At 49.4% G+C, this 15,003-nt stretch carries 14 protein-coding genes; 6 read left to right on the plus strand and 8 right to left on the minus strand.

All coding sequences use genetic code 11. From position 1 onward, the window contains the following. Positions 1-58: 58 nt before the first annotated feature. Genes ROJ03_RS03120 through ROJ03_RS03145 form a run of 6 tightly spaced genes read right to left on the minus strand, consistent with a single transcriptional unit; the run spans position 59 to position 7,193 of the window. Positions 59-1,531, minus strand: coding sequence for an ATP-binding cassette domain-containing protein (locus tag ROJ03_RS03120; RefSeq protein WP_313725527.1), 1,473 nt, complete (start codon positions 1,529-1,531; stop codon positions 59-61). Continuing rightward, on the minus strand, positions 1,528-2,550 hold the full coding sequence (locus tag ROJ03_RS03125; protein ID WP_313725528.1) for a histidine kinase: 1,023 nt from the start codon (positions 2,548-2,550) through the stop codon (positions 1,528-1,530). Before ROJ03_RS03125 ends, ROJ03_RS03120 begins: the two co-directional genes overlap by 4 nt. After that, on the minus strand, positions 2,543-4,120 hold the full coding sequence (locus ROJ03_RS03130) for a response regulator (RefSeq protein ID WP_313725529.1): 1,578 nt from the start codon (positions 4,118-4,120) through the stop codon (positions 2,543-2,545). The genes ROJ03_RS03125 and ROJ03_RS03130 overlap by 8 nt, the downstream gene beginning before the upstream one ends. Positions 4,121-4,157: 37 nt before the next feature. Beyond that, a complete protein-coding gene (locus tag ROJ03_RS03135; RefSeq protein WP_313725530.1) occupies positions 4,158-4,967 on the minus strand; it encodes an NAD-dependent protein deacylase in 810 nt (269 codons plus the stop codon). Between the two features lie 49 nt (positions 4,968-5,016). After that, positions 5,017-6,312, minus strand: coding sequence for a tRNA (N6-isopentenyl adenosine(37)-C2)-methylthiotransferase MiaB (gene miaB / locus ROJ03_RS03140; RefSeq protein ID WP_313725531.1), 1,296 nt, complete (start codon positions 6,310-6,312; stop codon positions 5,017-5,019). After that, positions 6,309-7,193: a bifunctional 5,10-methylenetetrahydrofolate dehydrogenase/5,10-methenyltetrahydrofolate cyclohydrolase gene (locus ROJ03_RS03145; protein WP_313725532.1), complete on the minus strand. Its 885-nt coding sequence runs from the start codon at positions 7,191-7,193 to the stop codon at positions 6,309-6,311. The genes miaB and ROJ03_RS03145 overlap by 4 nt, the downstream gene beginning before the upstream one ends. 187 nt (positions 7,194-7,380) lie before the next feature. On the opposite strand from ROJ03_RS03145, the gene ROJ03_RS03150 reads away from it, so the two are divergent. From ROJ03_RS03150 to ROJ03_RS03175, 6 genes are all read left to right on the plus strand, one after another. Next, entirely contained in the window at positions 7,381-7,971 is a 591-nt protein-coding gene (locus ROJ03_RS03150; protein WP_313725533.1) for a TP0733 family outer membrane beta-barrel protein, read from the plus strand. A 9-nt stretch (positions 7,972-7,980) separates the two neighbouring features. Next, positions 7,981-9,159, plus strand: coding sequence for a hypothetical protein (locus ROJ03_RS03155; protein WP_313725534.1), 1,179 nt, complete (start codon positions 7,981-7,983; stop codon positions 9,157-9,159). A gap of 351 nt (positions 9,160-9,510) precedes the next feature. Further along, positions 9,511-10,260, plus strand: coding sequence for a sugar ABC transporter permease (locus ROJ03_RS03160; protein ID WP_313725535.1), 750 nt, complete (start codon positions 9,511-9,513; stop codon positions 10,258-10,260). A gap of 10 nt (positions 10,261-10,270) precedes the next feature. Beyond that, the gene (locus ROJ03_RS03165) at positions 10,271-11,122 is read left to right on the plus strand and encodes a carbohydrate ABC transporter permease (RefSeq protein WP_313725536.1); all 852 of its coding nucleotides are present in this window, start codon (positions 10,271-10,273) and stop codon (positions 11,120-11,122) included. A 68-nt stretch (positions 11,123-11,190) separates the two neighbouring features. Further along, the gene (locus ROJ03_RS03170) at positions 11,191-12,474 is read left to right on the plus strand and encodes an ABC transporter substrate-binding protein (protein ID WP_313725537.1); all 1,284 of its coding nucleotides are present in this window, start codon (positions 11,191-11,193) and stop codon (positions 12,472-12,474) included. 25 nt (positions 12,475-12,499) lie between these two features. Then, positions 12,500-13,360 (plus strand): glycerophosphodiester phosphodiesterase family protein, encoded by an 861-nt coding sequence (locus tag ROJ03_RS03175; protein ID WP_313725538.1) that lies wholly within the window; start codon positions 12,500-12,502, stop codon positions 13,358-13,360. A 3-nt stretch (positions 13,361-13,363) separates the two neighbouring features. Here the strand turns inward: ROJ03_RS03175 and ROJ03_RS03180 are convergent, their stop codons facing one another. Both ROJ03_RS03180 and ROJ03_RS03185 read right to left on the minus strand, forming a co-directional pair. Further along, the gene (locus ROJ03_RS03180; RefSeq protein ID WP_313725539.1) at positions 13,364-14,275 is read right to left on the minus strand and encodes an MBL fold metallo-hydrolase; all 912 of its coding nucleotides are present in this window, start codon (positions 14,273-14,275) and stop codon (positions 13,364-13,366) included. Next, complete coding sequence (locus tag ROJ03_RS03185) at positions 14,272-15,000, minus strand: glycerophosphodiester phosphodiesterase (protein ID WP_313725540.1); 729 nt, start codon at positions 14,998-15,000, stop codon at positions 14,272-14,274. The genes ROJ03_RS03180 and ROJ03_RS03185 overlap by 4 nt, the downstream gene beginning before the upstream one ends. Between the last annotated feature and the right edge of the window lie 3 nt (positions 15,001-15,003).

Genomic DNA, 15,003 nt, shown 5'->3' on the forward strand with positions numbered 1-15,003 from the left:
CATAGTATCCCATGGAGTTTCAGGGGACGATAGGTAGCTATTTTTTGGAAAGGGGTGGTTATTCTTTGGGTTCCATGGGAATGGAACCGGCAATTCCCCCATATTGGGAGAATTCGTTACGGTTGAGCATGCGTGCTACCCGCCCACCGGAGAGGATGATCAGGCGGTCTGCAACCTGAAGGGTATCGGAAAGGGAAACCGCAAGGATGAGGGAGGTCATGCCCTTCTGCTTGAAGGCATCGAAATAGTGGACCAGTTGGATTCTCTGGTACATGTCAACTGAAGCAAAGGGTTGTATGGCACAGACAAAGGTAGGATGCTGCATGAGAACCCGTTGGTAGACGATGGTATGCAGCATCTCCAGGGAGAGGTCCTGCAGGCTACTTTTGTAGAGCTCCTTCCCTATGATCGGTTCCAGTTCCTTTGCTATGGCCCTCCTCCGCTTGGAGCGTAACCACAGGCCCCTGATCTTCCCATCACTGGTAAAGCAGAGGTTGTCGATGACAGGCAACTGGGGGAACAAGAGTGACTCATATGGTTTTACAGGGATGATCGCAACATTGCGGTCATCCTTTGAAGGAGGTCTTCCCTCAAGCAACAATTTTCCCTGCTCGGGGATGGCATTGCCACTCAACAGGGAAAACAAGGACCCAATGCAGAGATTTTCACTGTCGAGGATAACCACGGTCTCCCCTCTCCCTACGGAAAAGGAGAGGAGGTTCAGGTTTTCGAAGCAGAGGTCCTCACACTCCAAAAATGGCGTATTCGACTCGTGTTTCGTCTCATACTGTTCCAACCGTTGCTTCCGCTCCATGCTCTGCTCAAACACATAGCTGTAGTGGGATATGACCTCACTGGTCATCTGGTAGGTGAACAGATGCTTGATGATCCTCCCCTCCTGCATCAGGTAGCACCGGTCGGAAAACCGGAAGGCTTCCTGGTGATGGTTGCACAAATAGAGGAAGGTCATACCCTGTTGCCTGAAATAGTGCATCACCGTCTCAAGCCTTGACAGGTCGATCTCACTGACAAAGTTGGATATCTCCTCAAGGATTACCAGATCGGCCTTGGAGATGCTTGCCTTCAGGAATTGGATTACCAGCTTCTCGAACGGGTTCAGGTCCCCCACGATGGTCCTGTGGTGTATCCTGATGGAGAGAGGCTCAAGCAGCTGGTCCATCTGTTCGCCCAGCACCTTCTGGTTGATGATACGCTTGCGGAATCCTTTGCGAAGCACAAAGAGGTTATCCTCAACGGTCATGGAATCTATGAGGGTGGAATCACGCTGGATAACCGTTACCCGGTTGTGTCTGCGCGAGCTGGAGAGATAGTCATTGATGAGGATGTCATTGCAATAGACATGGCCGTAGTGGATGGGGATATTCTTTTGGAAGATGGTCAACAGCTGCTCGATACCTAAGGCGTTGAGCCCTATGAGGCCAACAATCTCCCCCTTGTAGAGATGGAGGTTGATGTCAAAGAGAAAGGGGGGAAGGGAGACCTGCTCGAGGCGGAAGACCTCATGTTTCATAGCCTCTCCTCTCCGCCAATGCTCCTGGGAAGGGCTATCAGCACATCGGTCCCAACCCCTACCTGGCTGGTGACCGTAAGGCCGTACTGCTCGCCGAAAAGAAGCTTGATCCTATTGTTGACATTCACCAGTGCTATCCCACCATGGTGCTCATCACGCTTCATATAGTCGAAGCTGCGGAAGGAGAGATCCCTGTTCATTTTCTCCAGAACTGAGCTTTCCATACCGACTCCATCATCACTGACGGTAACCAACAGGCGTGATTGTGTCGTCTCGATATGGACCCTGAGCATGCCCTCACCGACCTGGCACTCCAGACCATGGATGATGCAGTTCTCCACGATGGGTTGCAAGGTTAGCTTGGGTATCCTATAGGAGAGGATTTCAGCCTTATCCAGGTCATCGATGATTACCTCCAGCTTCATCCGGCTTCCAAACCTGAACTGCTGGATAAAGAAGTAGTTGCGGGTATTCTCAAGTTCCTGCTCCAGGGTTACCAGGTTCTCCACGTTGCTGATGGTATAGCGAAAGAAGGTGGAAAGGGCCTCAGTCATGGAGGCCACATTCTCCAGACCTGCCAGGAGTGCTTCCGACCTGATCCCCTCCAGGGTGTTATAGAGGAAATGGGGGTTGATCTGGTTTTGCAGGGCAAGGAACTGTGCCTGCCTCTTGCTTGCATTCATGATCTGGTCGGTATTCAGCAGGGTGTGCAGCTTTGCATCGACAGCATCCATCTCCCGGTTCAGGGGAAGGCGTTTGTCGGTGATGTTCTCAAAGGTATACCCTGAGGCAAAGAGCTGGAGGATATGCTTGGTTCTCTTGTAGGGAATGACTATCAGAAAATAGAGAAAGGCAACACTGGAAAAGAGAGATACAAGGGGGATGGCCATCCAGAATCCCGAACTAATCCTTCCAGCCTGATAGAGCAGGGCCAAAAAAAGAAGGGTGATGATCTGGCCAAGTAGCATGGCCATCCACAGATAGACCCTCTGCTCGAGGTAGCGCGTTCTCCTAGCCATACAGTTTCCTGTACTCATTGGGCTTTATCTGACAGGCCTTCTTGAAGACCCTGGAAAAGTGTTTTGGGTCTCGGTACCCTACCCTCTGGGCAATTTCTGAGATGCTGTAGGTGCTGTTTGCCAGAAGCTTCTTTGCTTCTGCTATACGGAGGTTCACCAGGTATTCAAAGAACCCCTGGTTGCAGCTTTTCTTGAACAGTGCACTGAAATAGGAGCTGTTGAGATTCACAACCTCACTGACACTCTCCAGGCTTATCAACTCATCATGGAAATGCTGGGCAAGGTACTCCTGGGCCTTGCGTACCGGTTTGCTGAGGCTCTCCTCCTTCTCCTGCATACAGAGTTGCAGAAGCTTGGCAAGGCTTTCCTGGAAAGCCTGTTGCAGCAGGTGGTGGGAATGGGCGTTTTCCAGCTGCTGTCTCATGCCTAGGATTGGTTTTTCGCAGTTCTCATCCGAACCCAGGAGGGAGAGTACATAGGCCGAACTTTCGGAAAAGCAATCCATGATGGTACTCTGGAGGCTATAGGCAGAAAGCTGGAGGTCCTCTAGCCTGGAAAGGAACTCCCTACACTGACTAGCAAGCAACTCAGGCGAATTCTGGGCGAAGCTGCGTTGCAGGTCCTCAACAAAGGGCTGTACGAGATTGCTGTCGGAAAGGGGTTCGACATGGTTGGCAATATACCGGCCAAGCGGGCCATGGGCCAGCCTTTCGGCTACTGCCTGTTTGCTGGAAAGCAGGGAAGATGGCACATCAGCAAAGGAGGAGACCTCCACGCCAACACCAAGGGTAAAGAGGATGTTTCCATATATTTCTGCCTGCGTCTTGAGAAATTGCAACAAGCTATCGGTCTGCTTCAGAAACAGGTCTGCCTGATTCTGGGCATAGGAGACCCACAGGTAGATGCTGCCCTCAAAATAAGCCGAGAAACTATCACAACAGATGTGGCTACACTCCCTGCCCAGGAACTCCCCTACCTTTGAAGTAAGGATAAGATCAGCTTCAGGGGCATGGAACCCTTTGAGCAGGTCAAGTTTTACCGTCAGGATCCTCATCGCTGTAGAGCGTACAAAACAGGTGTCCAGAAGATCGGTCCTTTTATCCTGCAAAAGGAGGTTGAAGGTGAGTTGGCGATTCTGCTTTCTATCTTGCAGGAGTTTCTGTTGGAGCTGTTGGGAGTTCTCCAGGAGGGTCTGCTGTTCATGGTGCCTTGCCAGCATCTTAAGCAGGGTCTGTTCCAGTTCATGCTGTTTGATGGGCTTGAGCAGGTATTCGGCAACCCCATACTTGATGGCTGTCTGGGCATAGTCGAACTGCTTGTGCCCACTGATGATGATGAACTGCAAGGAGGGATTGGCCTCCTTCGCCTTCTTGATGAGTTCCAACCCATCGAGGCCAGGCATGCGGATGTCCGTGATGACAAGGTCAGCCCTGACCTGTTCGATCAAGGCCAGGGCAGAGATGCCGTCGTAGGCTGTCCCACAGAGCTCAAGGCCCAACCGGTCCCAATCGATGAGTGCGCATATAAGGGCACACACTCGCTGTTCGTCATCTGCTACAACTACCTTCATAAGGATGATTGTAAGGCCTAAAGCTGAAATTCGATAGTCAAATTACGGTTTTTCTTGGTTCCAGGGAATCTACCCACCCCTCCAGGGCTGTAAACAGCTTTTCCAAGTCAAGGAATCTCAGGGTTGCAGCACCGTCCTGGGTGGTCTGCTGTGCATTGACTATGACCAGAGGGGCTCCGTTGCTGGTGGCATAGAGCGGAAAGGAGGCAGCAGGTTGCACCCTCAGGGAGGAACCCAGGACCAGACAGAGGTCAGTGTGGCTGAAATCTTCATATGCACGGCTGAGAACGAGAGGGTCCAGGTTTTCACCATAGAATATGATATCCGGCTTGATGAGCGATCCACACGCCTTGCATCGGGGTACTTCGTCACGCAGGACAATGGGCGCTATCTGGGAATAGGGGTAGTAGGCATTGCAGTTGGTGCAGTGGTGGTGCAGAGCTCCCCCATGTACCTCATAGAGCTTCTTGCTGCCTGCCTTCTGGTGCAACATGTCTATATTCTGGGTATAGAGGGCTTTCACATACCCTTTGGCTTCCAGTTTGGCAAGGGTCCTATGCACCATATTTGGCTGGTAGTCATCCAGGTGGTACCAGAACTCCTTTGCCCATGCGTAGAATACCTCAGGGTTCTGGAGAAAGAATGAGAGGCTCAGGATATGCTCTACGTCCAGGTTTTGCCACTTCTTGGAGTATATCCCTTGGGAACTGCGGAAATCAGGGATACCGGAAAGGGTCGATACCCCAGCTCCCGTGAAGAGTGTCATCTTTTTGGAGTTGAGGATCAGAGGCTTGAGGATGGAGAACTTCTTCTCAAATTGCGCACTGGATTCAGCATTGTTTTTCATAGATCTCTAGTATACCAAACTAACTGGCTGTTTGTACGAAAGTTCCTACTCATGCTTCCAACACTCCCGTGTAGGTGTTCCCCTTCAATCCGGTAAGGCGGACTGTAACCATACTTCCAACCGGAGGGTTTCCCTTGAATACCACCATCTCGTTGTGCTCTGTCCTTCCGAGCATCTGAGCCTTGTCATTTCTGGAGACGGTGTTTACCAATACCTTGACTAGGGCTGAAGAGCGTCCCTGCTTTTGCCTTGCAAAGATCTTGTGCTGGAATTCGATAAGCTCTGTAAGCCTTCTGCCCCGTTCCTCTTCGGGGATCTCACCTTCGAACGTAACAGCTGCAGTCCCTTCACGGGGGTTGAAGTAGTACATGAAGGCTTCGATGCACCCCATCTCTTCCAGGGCAGAAAGGGTCTCCTTGTACTCTTCCTCGGTTTCCGAGGGAAACCCTACCATGACATCGGTTGCAAAGGTAACCGAGGGGATTTCTTCCCGTATGGTCCGTATAAGTGAGAGGAACCGCTCTCGGCTATAGCGTCGGTTCATGAGGCCAAGGATCCTGCTGCTTCCGCTCTGCATGGGTATGTGCAGGTGTTTGGCTACCTTTGGCTGTTCCTTGATGACCCGGATCAGGTCTTCGGAGAAATCCTTGGGATGGGGGCTCTCGAACCTGATCCATTCGATCTGGCCTGCAACAGTGCAGATCTTCTCCAGGAGCGAGGGGAAGGTAACTACTGCCCCATTCTCCTCAAAGTGGTAGCTGTTCACATTCTGGCCAAGGAGGGTAATCTCCTTCACCCCTTTTTCGGAGAGGTAGCGGACCTCATTGAGAATTTCCTCTACTGGGCGGGAGATTTCCCTTCCCCGTACATAGGGGACTATGCAGTAGGTGCAGAAGTTGTTGCACCCGTTCATGATGGGTATATAGGATGAGTACTCCCCTTGCTGGTAGTAGGAGGAGCCGAAGCTGTAGGTGTCGGCATTCAGGGAAGCTTGTTCAGGGGATGTGAGAACCTCAAGGATCTTCTGCTTGTCGTTGGTACCCAGGACGTAGTCCACATGGGGTGCATCATCCTTGAGATCTTCCTGAAGCCGTTCTGCCATGCACCCGGTCACGATGAGGGTGAGGGGGTGTATGGTCTTTATGTGGGCAAACAGCCCCAGCCTTCCCCAAATCCTGTTTTCTGCGGTCTTCCGTACCGAACAGGTGTTGAGGATGGCACAATCAGCCTCTTCGGCACTCTTTGCAGGGACCAGGCCGGCCCCCTTGAGTTGGAGTTCCAGGGCATTGCTTTCTGCAATGTTCATCTGGCACCCATAGGTTTCTATCCAATAGGAGCGAATCATAGCGTATCCTTGTCAGCAAGCTGCTCTGCAGCCTGCAATGTATTTTTCATGAGCATGGCGATGGTCATTACTCCAACACCACCAGGAACCGGGGTGATAGCCGAACAGTGTGGTGAGACACCAGCATAGTCGACATCCCCGACAAGCCTATAGCCGCGGGGGTCTGAGGGGTCTTCAATGCGGTTGATGCCTACATCGATGACAACAGCGCCTTCCTTGACCATGGAAGGGGTCACAAACAGAGGTTTTCCCATTGCGGCGATGAGGATGTCAGCTGTCAGGGTGAGGGAGGAGAGATCTCGGGTCCGGGAGTGACAGACGGTGACCGTGGCATCACGACCCTTCTGCATAAGCAGGGCTGCCAAAGGTTTTCCGACAATATTGCTTCTGCCGATGATGACGACATGTTTTGAAGCAGTCTCAATCTGGTAGTGGTCGAGCATTGCAACTACACCAAGGGGTGTACAGCTTACAAAGGTCGGAAGCCCGATCAAAAGTTTGCCTACGCTGATGGGATGGAAGCCATCGACATCCTTATGGGGGTCTATGGTCTCTATGACTTCGTTGCTGTCGAGATGGGAAGGAAGGGGCATCTGGACAAGGATTCCATGAACCGAACTATCCTGGTTTAGCCGTTTTACCAGATTGACCAGTTCAAGTTGGGTGATGGTTTCAGGAACAACATAGTCCTGATGGCCAAACCCGAGCTCTATGCATGCTTTCTTCTTGCTTCTCACATAGCTTTGGCTTGCAGGGTCACTACCCACCAACACCACGGCCAACGTGGGGGCATATCCATAGGTTTTGATAAATGAGGCTGTACGGGCGTGCAAATCGGCATATACTGCCTTTGAGACCTCTTTTCCTGACAATATGTGCATTGCTTCTTCCTTTCCTAGGCCCTAGACTACCCTAAAATGGCACAGTAAGGCAACAAACCAAACCAGCATCGTTTGCCTATAGCCAATATCCCTTACTATACTTGCTCATACCTCCTTTTTTTTCGTATGATGGAGGTATGTAACTGATGACTTGTCGCATTGTTCTCAGAGGTAACACGAGGTAACCATGAAAAAGATTCTCTTGCTATGTCTCATAGCACTTCTGCTTCCCCTTTCGCTTTTTTCAGCTTCATTCTATGACACAGGAAGCCAGCAATTCTCCTTCAGGATCGGGACCAATGTCCCTACTTTCCTCTACTTCTTCGATAGCCAGGAATTCAAGGTTGGCCCAGGTGAAGGCAATACCGGTATGAAGATGGGTGGCTACGGTTCGATAAGCTACCAGGTTTTCAACTCTCCCAAAACCTCAATCGGTGGGGAGATTGGATACAACTTCAACTTCTCAGCTGAAAATGAATTCTTCTCTGCCGTTCCCTTCTTTGCCAAGTACTCCTATTTCCCTGTACAAGGGACCTTTGACCTCCCCATTTCAGTGGGACTTGGTGGAGCATACATCAAATACAAGACCGGCTCGCTCATGGCACTCTACACAAACCTCGAGATCAGTGCCATCTGGTATCCTGGCAAGAACTGGGGCTTTGGCATCTCAACCGGTATGTGGTTGATCCCTGAGCTGAACTACCGTGAGGAGTTGCAATCTGACAATGCCCTTGGTGGCTTCATCCCCATCACGCTTTCGGTTACATACCGCCAATAGGAGACCACCATGAAGAATAAAACAACATACATTCTGCTTTCCATACTCCTTATTACCCTCTTCCTTGCTTCCTGCAATATGGATGCATCCTCGGGCATATTCAGGCAACTTGCTGATTCCAAGGAACCACTGTCGATCAGGTACCAACAGCTGTTGGGGTTCAATACAGCAGTTGACAGACTCTACTTCAGGACAGAGACTGGCATCTATAGGGTTGACTCCACCAGGAACAGCGAAACAATGGTAACAAGCAAAAAAGATTCCATTATCCAGGCTGCGTCCTATGTTGCCGCAGACAAAATAATCTTCTACCTCACCAACAATCAGGCCGATGCTGAGGAGAACAAGATTCGGACGTTTTTAACAACCACCCCCGGTACGATCACAACGGTAACCCCAACTTCAACATTTATTACTAGCAACCTATCAATTCTAAACCTGTACGCTAATTCTACTGTCATGATTTCAGGCACTGATGGAAGTTCCAATAAGTTGTTTGAGTTGATCAAATACTATACTGGGAGCTTTGGGACCTCCGTTGCCCAGTTTGACTCCACCCTTGTTCCAGCTGGATATGACTTTGCAGGGGTGATCCAGCAAACAACCAAGGAACAAGAAGCTGTTTCAACCAATCCTGTGCTTGTTTCGTTTGTTGAAAGCCCAGAATCTGGGACAGGAAATTTCAAACATTACCTTGTAACTACAGAAGGCGCACTCCCTACCCTCATCGGTTCGAACTCAATCCGTATTGCAAGTTTCTTCTACCATGATGGAACAACAATATATGTACTCACCACCGATGGGAAACTCTATCATGTAACTACAGCTGGAGTTTGGACCCTTATGCAAACCAGTTCCCTGACCTATGATACAAATGCATTTGCCTACCCTGTCGATGATGGAACCAATTACCATCTTGTTACCAAGCCGCTGGACAAGACCGCGCCATTGCATGTATTTAGCTTTGCATATGGAGAGACTACAAACGCAACCCCAACCAATGTAAGCACAGGCTATGCCAAGGACCTGTCGCTAGCTACCATAGTCAGTGCACAGGAAATTGTGGCAAACCATCTTCTTGTTGCCACTTACCTCAACGGTATGTATGAGATCACCATAGTGCCCTCGACCGCTGGTTCGAATGATGGGTCAGGTACTACCACTGCAGCTGAAAAGTATACTTTCTAGCTCATTATCTGGTTTGTTGATCCAAGCTCTCCGTAACTGGGGAGCTTGTTTTGTCATATCATTTGATATCCAAATATTGCGTTTCTCCCAAAAGTATAAATGCTTAATTTTGCTTAATTCTTTTCGTATATGAAAATCATTGAAATAATTCCCTGATAGGATATACTAAACCTAGCATTTGTCTATCACAGAGAAAAGGTTAGGCTTATGAAGAGATTGCGGATGTCCAGAAGAGCACGCAGGGATATGTTTGCTTTTATCGGTTTCACCGCCCCCAATTTTTTACTTTTGGGAGTCTTTGTTTTTTGGCCAATCATCTATAGCCTATATTTAAGCTTCTTCAAATGGAACATGATCTCACCCAAGAAAACCTTTTTGGGGGTTGCTAATTATCAAGCCCTGTTTTCTGACCCGGTTTTCTGGCAAGTCACCAGGAACACCCTAACCCTTGCCCTGTTTACCGTATTCATCAAGCTTGCAATTGCGCTCACAATTGCATTGCAACTGAACAGAAACCCAAAAGGCGGATCTATCTACAGGGCAATCATTTTCAGCCCTACCTTTACAACCAGTGTTGCTGTTGCCATGGTATGGACTTGGATTTTCGAACCCACTTACGGACTCTTTCGTTACCTTTTCCGTGCCCTTGGCTCTACAAGCCCTGACTGGGTACATAGTGTACAGTGGTCACTCCCTGCTGTGATCATCGTTTTGATTTGGAGTGGCATTGGCTATGATATGGTTTTGTTCCTGGCAGGGCTAAAGAATATACCCCTTGAAATTTATGATGCAGCTCTTGTTGATGGAGTATCTCCTTGGCAGAACTTCATATATATCACCTTCCCTCTTCTCAGCCCTACCACATTCTTTCTTACCATTACCTCATTCATTGGAGCCTTGAAGGCCTTCGACATCATTTCCATCATGACCGAAGGGGGCCCATTGAACACCTCCAATGTATATGTACTCTATTTGTACCAGAATGCTTTCCAATGGTTCAAAACGGGATATGCCTCTGCGATCTCCCTTATCCTATTCCTTCTCATCATGATAATCACACTGATTCAGAACAAGTTGGCGAGCCGTTGGGTCCACTACTAGGAGGTACAGTATGGGAAACGTTGCTAAGAAGCGTCCTTTCAGATGGTATCTCGGAAGGTTGGGCACCCAAATAATCCTTCTGACCATATCTCTTGTCATTGGCCTCCCCTTTTTCTGGATGGTAACCACCTCCCTCAAAAGTCCAGCGGAAGTGGCTATATTTCCTCCCATCTGGTGGCCCAAGGTGATCAGATGGGATAACTTCATTACAGCCTGGAACCTTGCGCCTTTTGGGAGGTTCTACCTCAACAGCACCATCACAGCCTCAACCGGCGTAGTCCTTGAAGTTGCAATTGCATCATTATCTGCATATGCCTTTGCCCGAATACGTTTCAAATATAGGGACATCTTGTTCTTGGTAATGTTGGCAGCCATGATGATCCCTAGCCAGATAGGGCTAATCCCCAACTATGTTGTCTTGAAACATCTCAGGTGGATCAATACCTACCAAGGAATTGTCATTCCCCATGTTTCAAGTGTGTTTGGAGCTTTTCTCTTGAGACAGTATTTCCTCTCGGTACCTTCAGCACTCTACGACGCGGCTGAGATCGAAGGGCTTGGTCATGTGCAAACCTTATTCTATATCGCCCTTCCTCTGGCAAGGCCGGTATTGGGGACCCTCGTGCTCTATTTGTTTTTAGCCAAATGGAATAGCTATCTTTGGCCCCTAATCGTGACAAACACCCAAAGCATGCGAACCTTACCTGTCGGGTTGGCAATGGTCAGGACCGCAGAATATGCCATTGGACCTGAACACCTTATGGCTGCATCTCTCTTTGTGCTAGTACCACCCCTCATTGTCTATTTCATTGCTCAAAAACAGTTGATCGAAGGAATTGCAGCAGGTGCTGTAAAAGGATAGGTAGAGATAAAAAAAGAGAATCTCAATCTGGAAGATTCAGGTGGTTGTAAAAATCTAAGGGGGTTTTTATGAGAAAGTTCTTGTTGTTGTCACTAGTCGTGCTTTGTGTTCTTGGGACCCTGCCCCTATGGGCAGGAGCAGTAGTGGAAAAGGCTCCAGAAGGACCAACAAAAATAGTCTACTGGAGAAGCCTCACAGGAGTGGCGGGAGACGTCCAGGATGAATTAGTTGCAAAATTCAATCAATCACAAGACAAAGTGATTGTGGAAGCACAATTCCAAGGAGCCTACGCTGAATTGCTACAGAAGCTGTTCGCAGCATTGGCAGCAGGGGAAATGCCTGACCTGGTCTTGTTGGATTCCCCCTTTGTCACCCTGTTTGCCAAGGATGGAGCCCTGGTTAGCCTTGATGAATTCGTAAAGAAGGACACCTCAGGCTTCAATCTGAAGGATTTCATACCGGGTCTCATGCAGGACGGATACTATGCAGGCTCTTTGTACGCTCTGCCTCTTATGCGTAGTACTCCTCTGCTCTATGTAAATGGCGACATGCTGGCCGCGGCAGGCCTTCCCCGCCGTGCCCCTAAAACATGGGATGAATTTAGGGAGTTCTGTAAAAAGGTGACCAAGTTTGATCAAGCTGGACAGCCTATCCAGCAAGGAGCAGGGTTTACCATTGGCCAGACCACTGCCCACTGGTATTTCCAAGGCGGAGTGTATTCCTTTGGTGGTCAGGTATCAGATGAAAATTTCGGAATTCATTTGAATGAAGAACCTGCAATCAAATTGGCAACACTCTGGCAGGATATGGTGTTCAAAGACAAGACGGCAATTCCTTCGAATAGCCATGATGATTTCCTGAATAAAAAGGTTGCAATGGTATTTGGTTCGACGGGAAGCATGGGAAATTTGCTCAGCAGGGCAGACTTTGAGGTGATCCCAGCCTTCATGCCTGCACAGGTGAAAAATCAGGTTCCTGTCGGTGGAGCAGTCATTGCTATGACGAGCAGCGATAAGAGAAGACAGGAGGCGACCTGGGAATTCATGAAGTTCATGACGAATGCTGAATCAAATTCCCAGATTGTCATAAAAACAGGCTATATGCCCATCAGCAAAGCATCTATGGTATACCCAGCGACAGTTGCATATTTTGATGCAAATCCGATTAGAAAGGTTGCAATTGACCAGTTGATCTATACATGCCCACAAGCGAGTGTGATATCATTAGGCAAAGGTACGGAAATACTTCGTCAAATGGTAGAAAAGCTGCTGATAGGCAATAGGGATCCCAAAAAAGTCATGGAGGAGACCACAGCAGATCTACTTAAGGAATACAATGAGTCCTTCAAATAATGCTTCTGGCTTTTTTAGTTCTACAATGATAGCCGCAAACGCGGCTATCATCATTTTCCTCTCCGCTGTACTGTTCTCGAGCTGTAACGGTACGGCAAAACAGGAAATAGGACCTTTGGTTGTTGCCCATAGGGGAGGCTCTGCCCTCGCTCCGGAGAATACCTTGGCTGCATTCTCCTCTGCCTTGGCACATGGCTCTGATACTGTTGAAATGGATGTGCATCTCAGCAATGATGGGGTCCTGATGGTGATCCACGACACCCTCCTGGAACGTACCACAGGCCAACAAGGGTCTGTTTCCGACTATGATTCCAACACTCTTGCAACCTTTGATGCAGCCGCTAGATATGCAAAGAACCACCCATTTGGCTTCCAAAAGATCCCCACCCTTGCAGAGGTCATTGAACTGGTGGAAAATACTTCCCAGCAACCAGTTCACTATCAGATCGAAATAAAGCTCAAGGAAGATGGCTCACGCTATGTTGGCATCGAGCAAAAGCTTATCGATACCCTGCAACTATACGGAATCCTAGACAGGACCGTGGCCATAACCTTTGACTTCCCTACCCTGGAGAGACTGCACACGTTGGAGCCCGAACTAGCCCTTGGTGCTCTTGTCAGCAAGGAATATATGAATGGCTTTGGGAAAGCCGGGCCAAAGGCAATAGCTACACAGATAGCTTCCCTACCCGTCCAGTATGTGGGGATAAACCATATCTACCTAAACCAGAAACTGTATGGTGAGTTTAGGCGCAAGGGTCTCGGCGTTGGGGTCTGGACCGTAGATAGCCCATCGACCATGAAGAAGTTTGTGCGCATGGGGCTCGATTTCATCACCACCAACCGCTCAGACCTCCTACGAGCTCTCCTTTCCAAACTCCAATAGGATTCAGTTCATCCAGCTATCCTTGGTGTCGGTTACCGTATAGTTCTGCTTGTCATCCATGACGACCCTCACCGTCCCATCAAGTTGGGTCAGATGATACTCGGCCCCATATTTCTTGTAGTTGTTGCATACCGTCATGCTATCGAGGCCATCATTCATGGCAACCACAATCTTAGCCTTGATCGCCTTGATCCAGGTAAGGGTGTTGGAGGTATCCCCTCCATGATGGTTTGCCTTTGCCACATCACTTTGCAACTCAGGACCGTACTTCGTCACCAGGGCCCTTTCCTGTACCATATAGAGGTCCCCACCAAACCAGGCACTGGAAGAGCCGTAAGTGAGCTTCAGAGCCACCGATTGGTTGTTTACGAACTGGGTGCTGTTGGCCGGGTAGTTGGCCGGGTAGGTGATCGGATCTCCAGGATTGAATACCCTGACACTGACCTTGTCCCCAAAGGAAAACCTGTCACCCTCAGAAAGAATCGTTACCGGCAGTTGCCTGTCAACGATCGCCGACACAAAGCTTGCATACTGGCTGGTAGGATACTCCAGCGCTGACCGGTAGACCTGCCCTATGGGAAAGGCTGCAGCTATCTGTGCAAACGACCCTATATGGTCGATATGGGGATGGGAGGCTACAAAGATGTCGATATGGTCGACAGCAAGGGCCTTGAGGGCATCTATCACCTGGTGGCCACTCTGAGGGTGGCCACAGTCGATGAGCATCACCTTCCCTTCAGGGGAGATGATGATGGTGGAGTCACCACTCTTGTCCTCGGCAGTCGCATCCACATCAAGGTCGAGGAAATAGATGCAGAGCTTCCCCTCTTCACGAACAAGCACATCCTTGGAAAAAAGGGCGTTCGGAAGCAGAAGAAGCGCTATCAGGAGTATGGTCAAGCATTTCTTGTTCATCGGTCAATTTCCTTGTTGTGTGCAATCCAGGAGCCCACCACATCAGGATAGTTGGTGATGATCCCATCGACACCCCATGCGATGACCTTCTTCAAGAGTGCCATATCGTTGATGGTCCAGACATTCACCCCAATGCCATGGGCATGGCACTCCTTGACAACATCCTCGGTGAGGGTCGAACCGTCAGGATGGAAATATTCCATCCCCATGGTAGCAGCATAGGAGCCGGCATTGCCAATTCCCCTACTGCCAACAAGCATCCCGCAACGAAGGTTCGGGTTCAGTGCCTTGACCTTCCATAAGGAGGCATGGTTGAAGGAGGAGATAACCGATTTTGCCTCTAGGTCAAACTGTCTCAGCATTGCAACAACCTTCTCCTCAATTCCCGGGTAGTAATGGAGGTTGGTCTTGATCTCAATGTTCGTGATGATGGGAAGATGCTCTACCCATCGACAGTACTCCTCAAAGGAAGGTATGCCTTCAAAGCTATCCTTACTACCCACGTTGATGGCTTGGAGTTCCTCCAGGGTACAATCCCTTACGAACCCCTTTGCATCGGCAGTCCTGTCCACTCTCTCATCATGGATGACAACCAACTTCCCATCCCTGGAAAGATGTACATCCAGCTCGATCCCCTGACAGCCACTCTCATATGCTTTCCTGAAGGAGAGCATCGTGTTCTCTGGGTATTCACCGCTGGATCCCCTATGTGCATATACTAGCATCTC

Origin of the sequence: Sphaerochaeta sp. PS, from assembly GCF_032144095.1 — a bacterium.
Lineage (GTDB): Bacteria > Spirochaetota > Spirochaetia > Sphaerochaetales > Sphaerochaetaceae > Sphaerochaeta.

Bases quoted from the DNA above. Each gene is read 5' to 3' on its own strand.
- ROJ03_RS03180 (WP_313725539.1), bottom strand. From the start codon at position 14,275: ATGAACAAGAAATGCTTGACCATACTCCTGATAGCGCTTCTTCTGCTT.
- ROJ03_RS03150 (WP_313725533.1), top strand. From the start codon at position 7,381: ATGAAAAAGATTCTCTTGCTATGTCTCATAGCACTTCTGCTTCCCCTT.
- ROJ03_RS03170 (WP_313725537.1), top strand. From the start codon at position 11,191: ATGAGAAAGTTCTTGTTGTTGTCACTAGTCGTGCTTTGTGTTCTTGGG.
- ROJ03_RS03160 (WP_313725535.1), top strand. From the start codon at position 9,511: ATGATCTCACCCAAGAAAACCTTTTTGGGGGTTGCTAATTATCAAGCC.
- ROJ03_RS03135 (WP_313725530.1), bottom strand. From the start codon at position 4,967: ATGAAAAACAATGCTGAATCCAGTGCGCAATTTGAGAAGAAGTTCTCC.
- ROJ03_RS03120 (WP_313725527.1), bottom strand. From the start codon at position 1,531: ATGAAACATGAGGTCTTCCGCCTCGAGCAGGTCTCCCTTCCCCCCTTT.
- ROJ03_RS03130 (WP_313725529.1), bottom strand. From the start codon at position 4,120: ATGAAGGTAGTTGTAGCAGATGACGAACAGCGAGTGTGTGCCCTTATA.
- ROJ03_RS03145 (WP_313725532.1), bottom strand. From the start codon at position 7,193: ATGCACATATTGTCAGGAAAAGAGGTCTCAAAGGCAGTATATGCCGAT.
- miaB (WP_313725531.1), bottom strand. From the start codon at position 6,312: ATGATTCGCTCCTATTGGATAGAAACCTATGGGTGCCAGATGAACATT.
- ROJ03_RS03155 (WP_313725534.1), top strand. From the start codon at position 7,981: ATGAAGAATAAAACAACATACATTCTGCTTTCCATACTCCTTATTACC.
- ROJ03_RS03165 (WP_313725536.1), top strand. From the start codon at position 10,271: ATGGGAAACGTTGCTAAGAAGCGTCCTTTCAGATGGTATCTCGGAAGG.
- ROJ03_RS03185 (WP_313725540.1), bottom strand. From the start codon at position 15,000: ATGCTAGTATATGCACATAGGGGATCCAGCGGTGAATACCCAGAGAAC.
- ROJ03_RS03175 (WP_313725538.1), top strand. From the start codon at position 12,500: ATGATAGCCGCAAACGCGGCTATCATCATTTTCCTCTCCGCTGTACTG.
- ROJ03_RS03125 (WP_313725528.1), bottom strand. From the start codon at position 2,550: ATGGCTAGGAGAACGCGCTACCTCGAGCAGAGGGTCTATCTGTGGATG.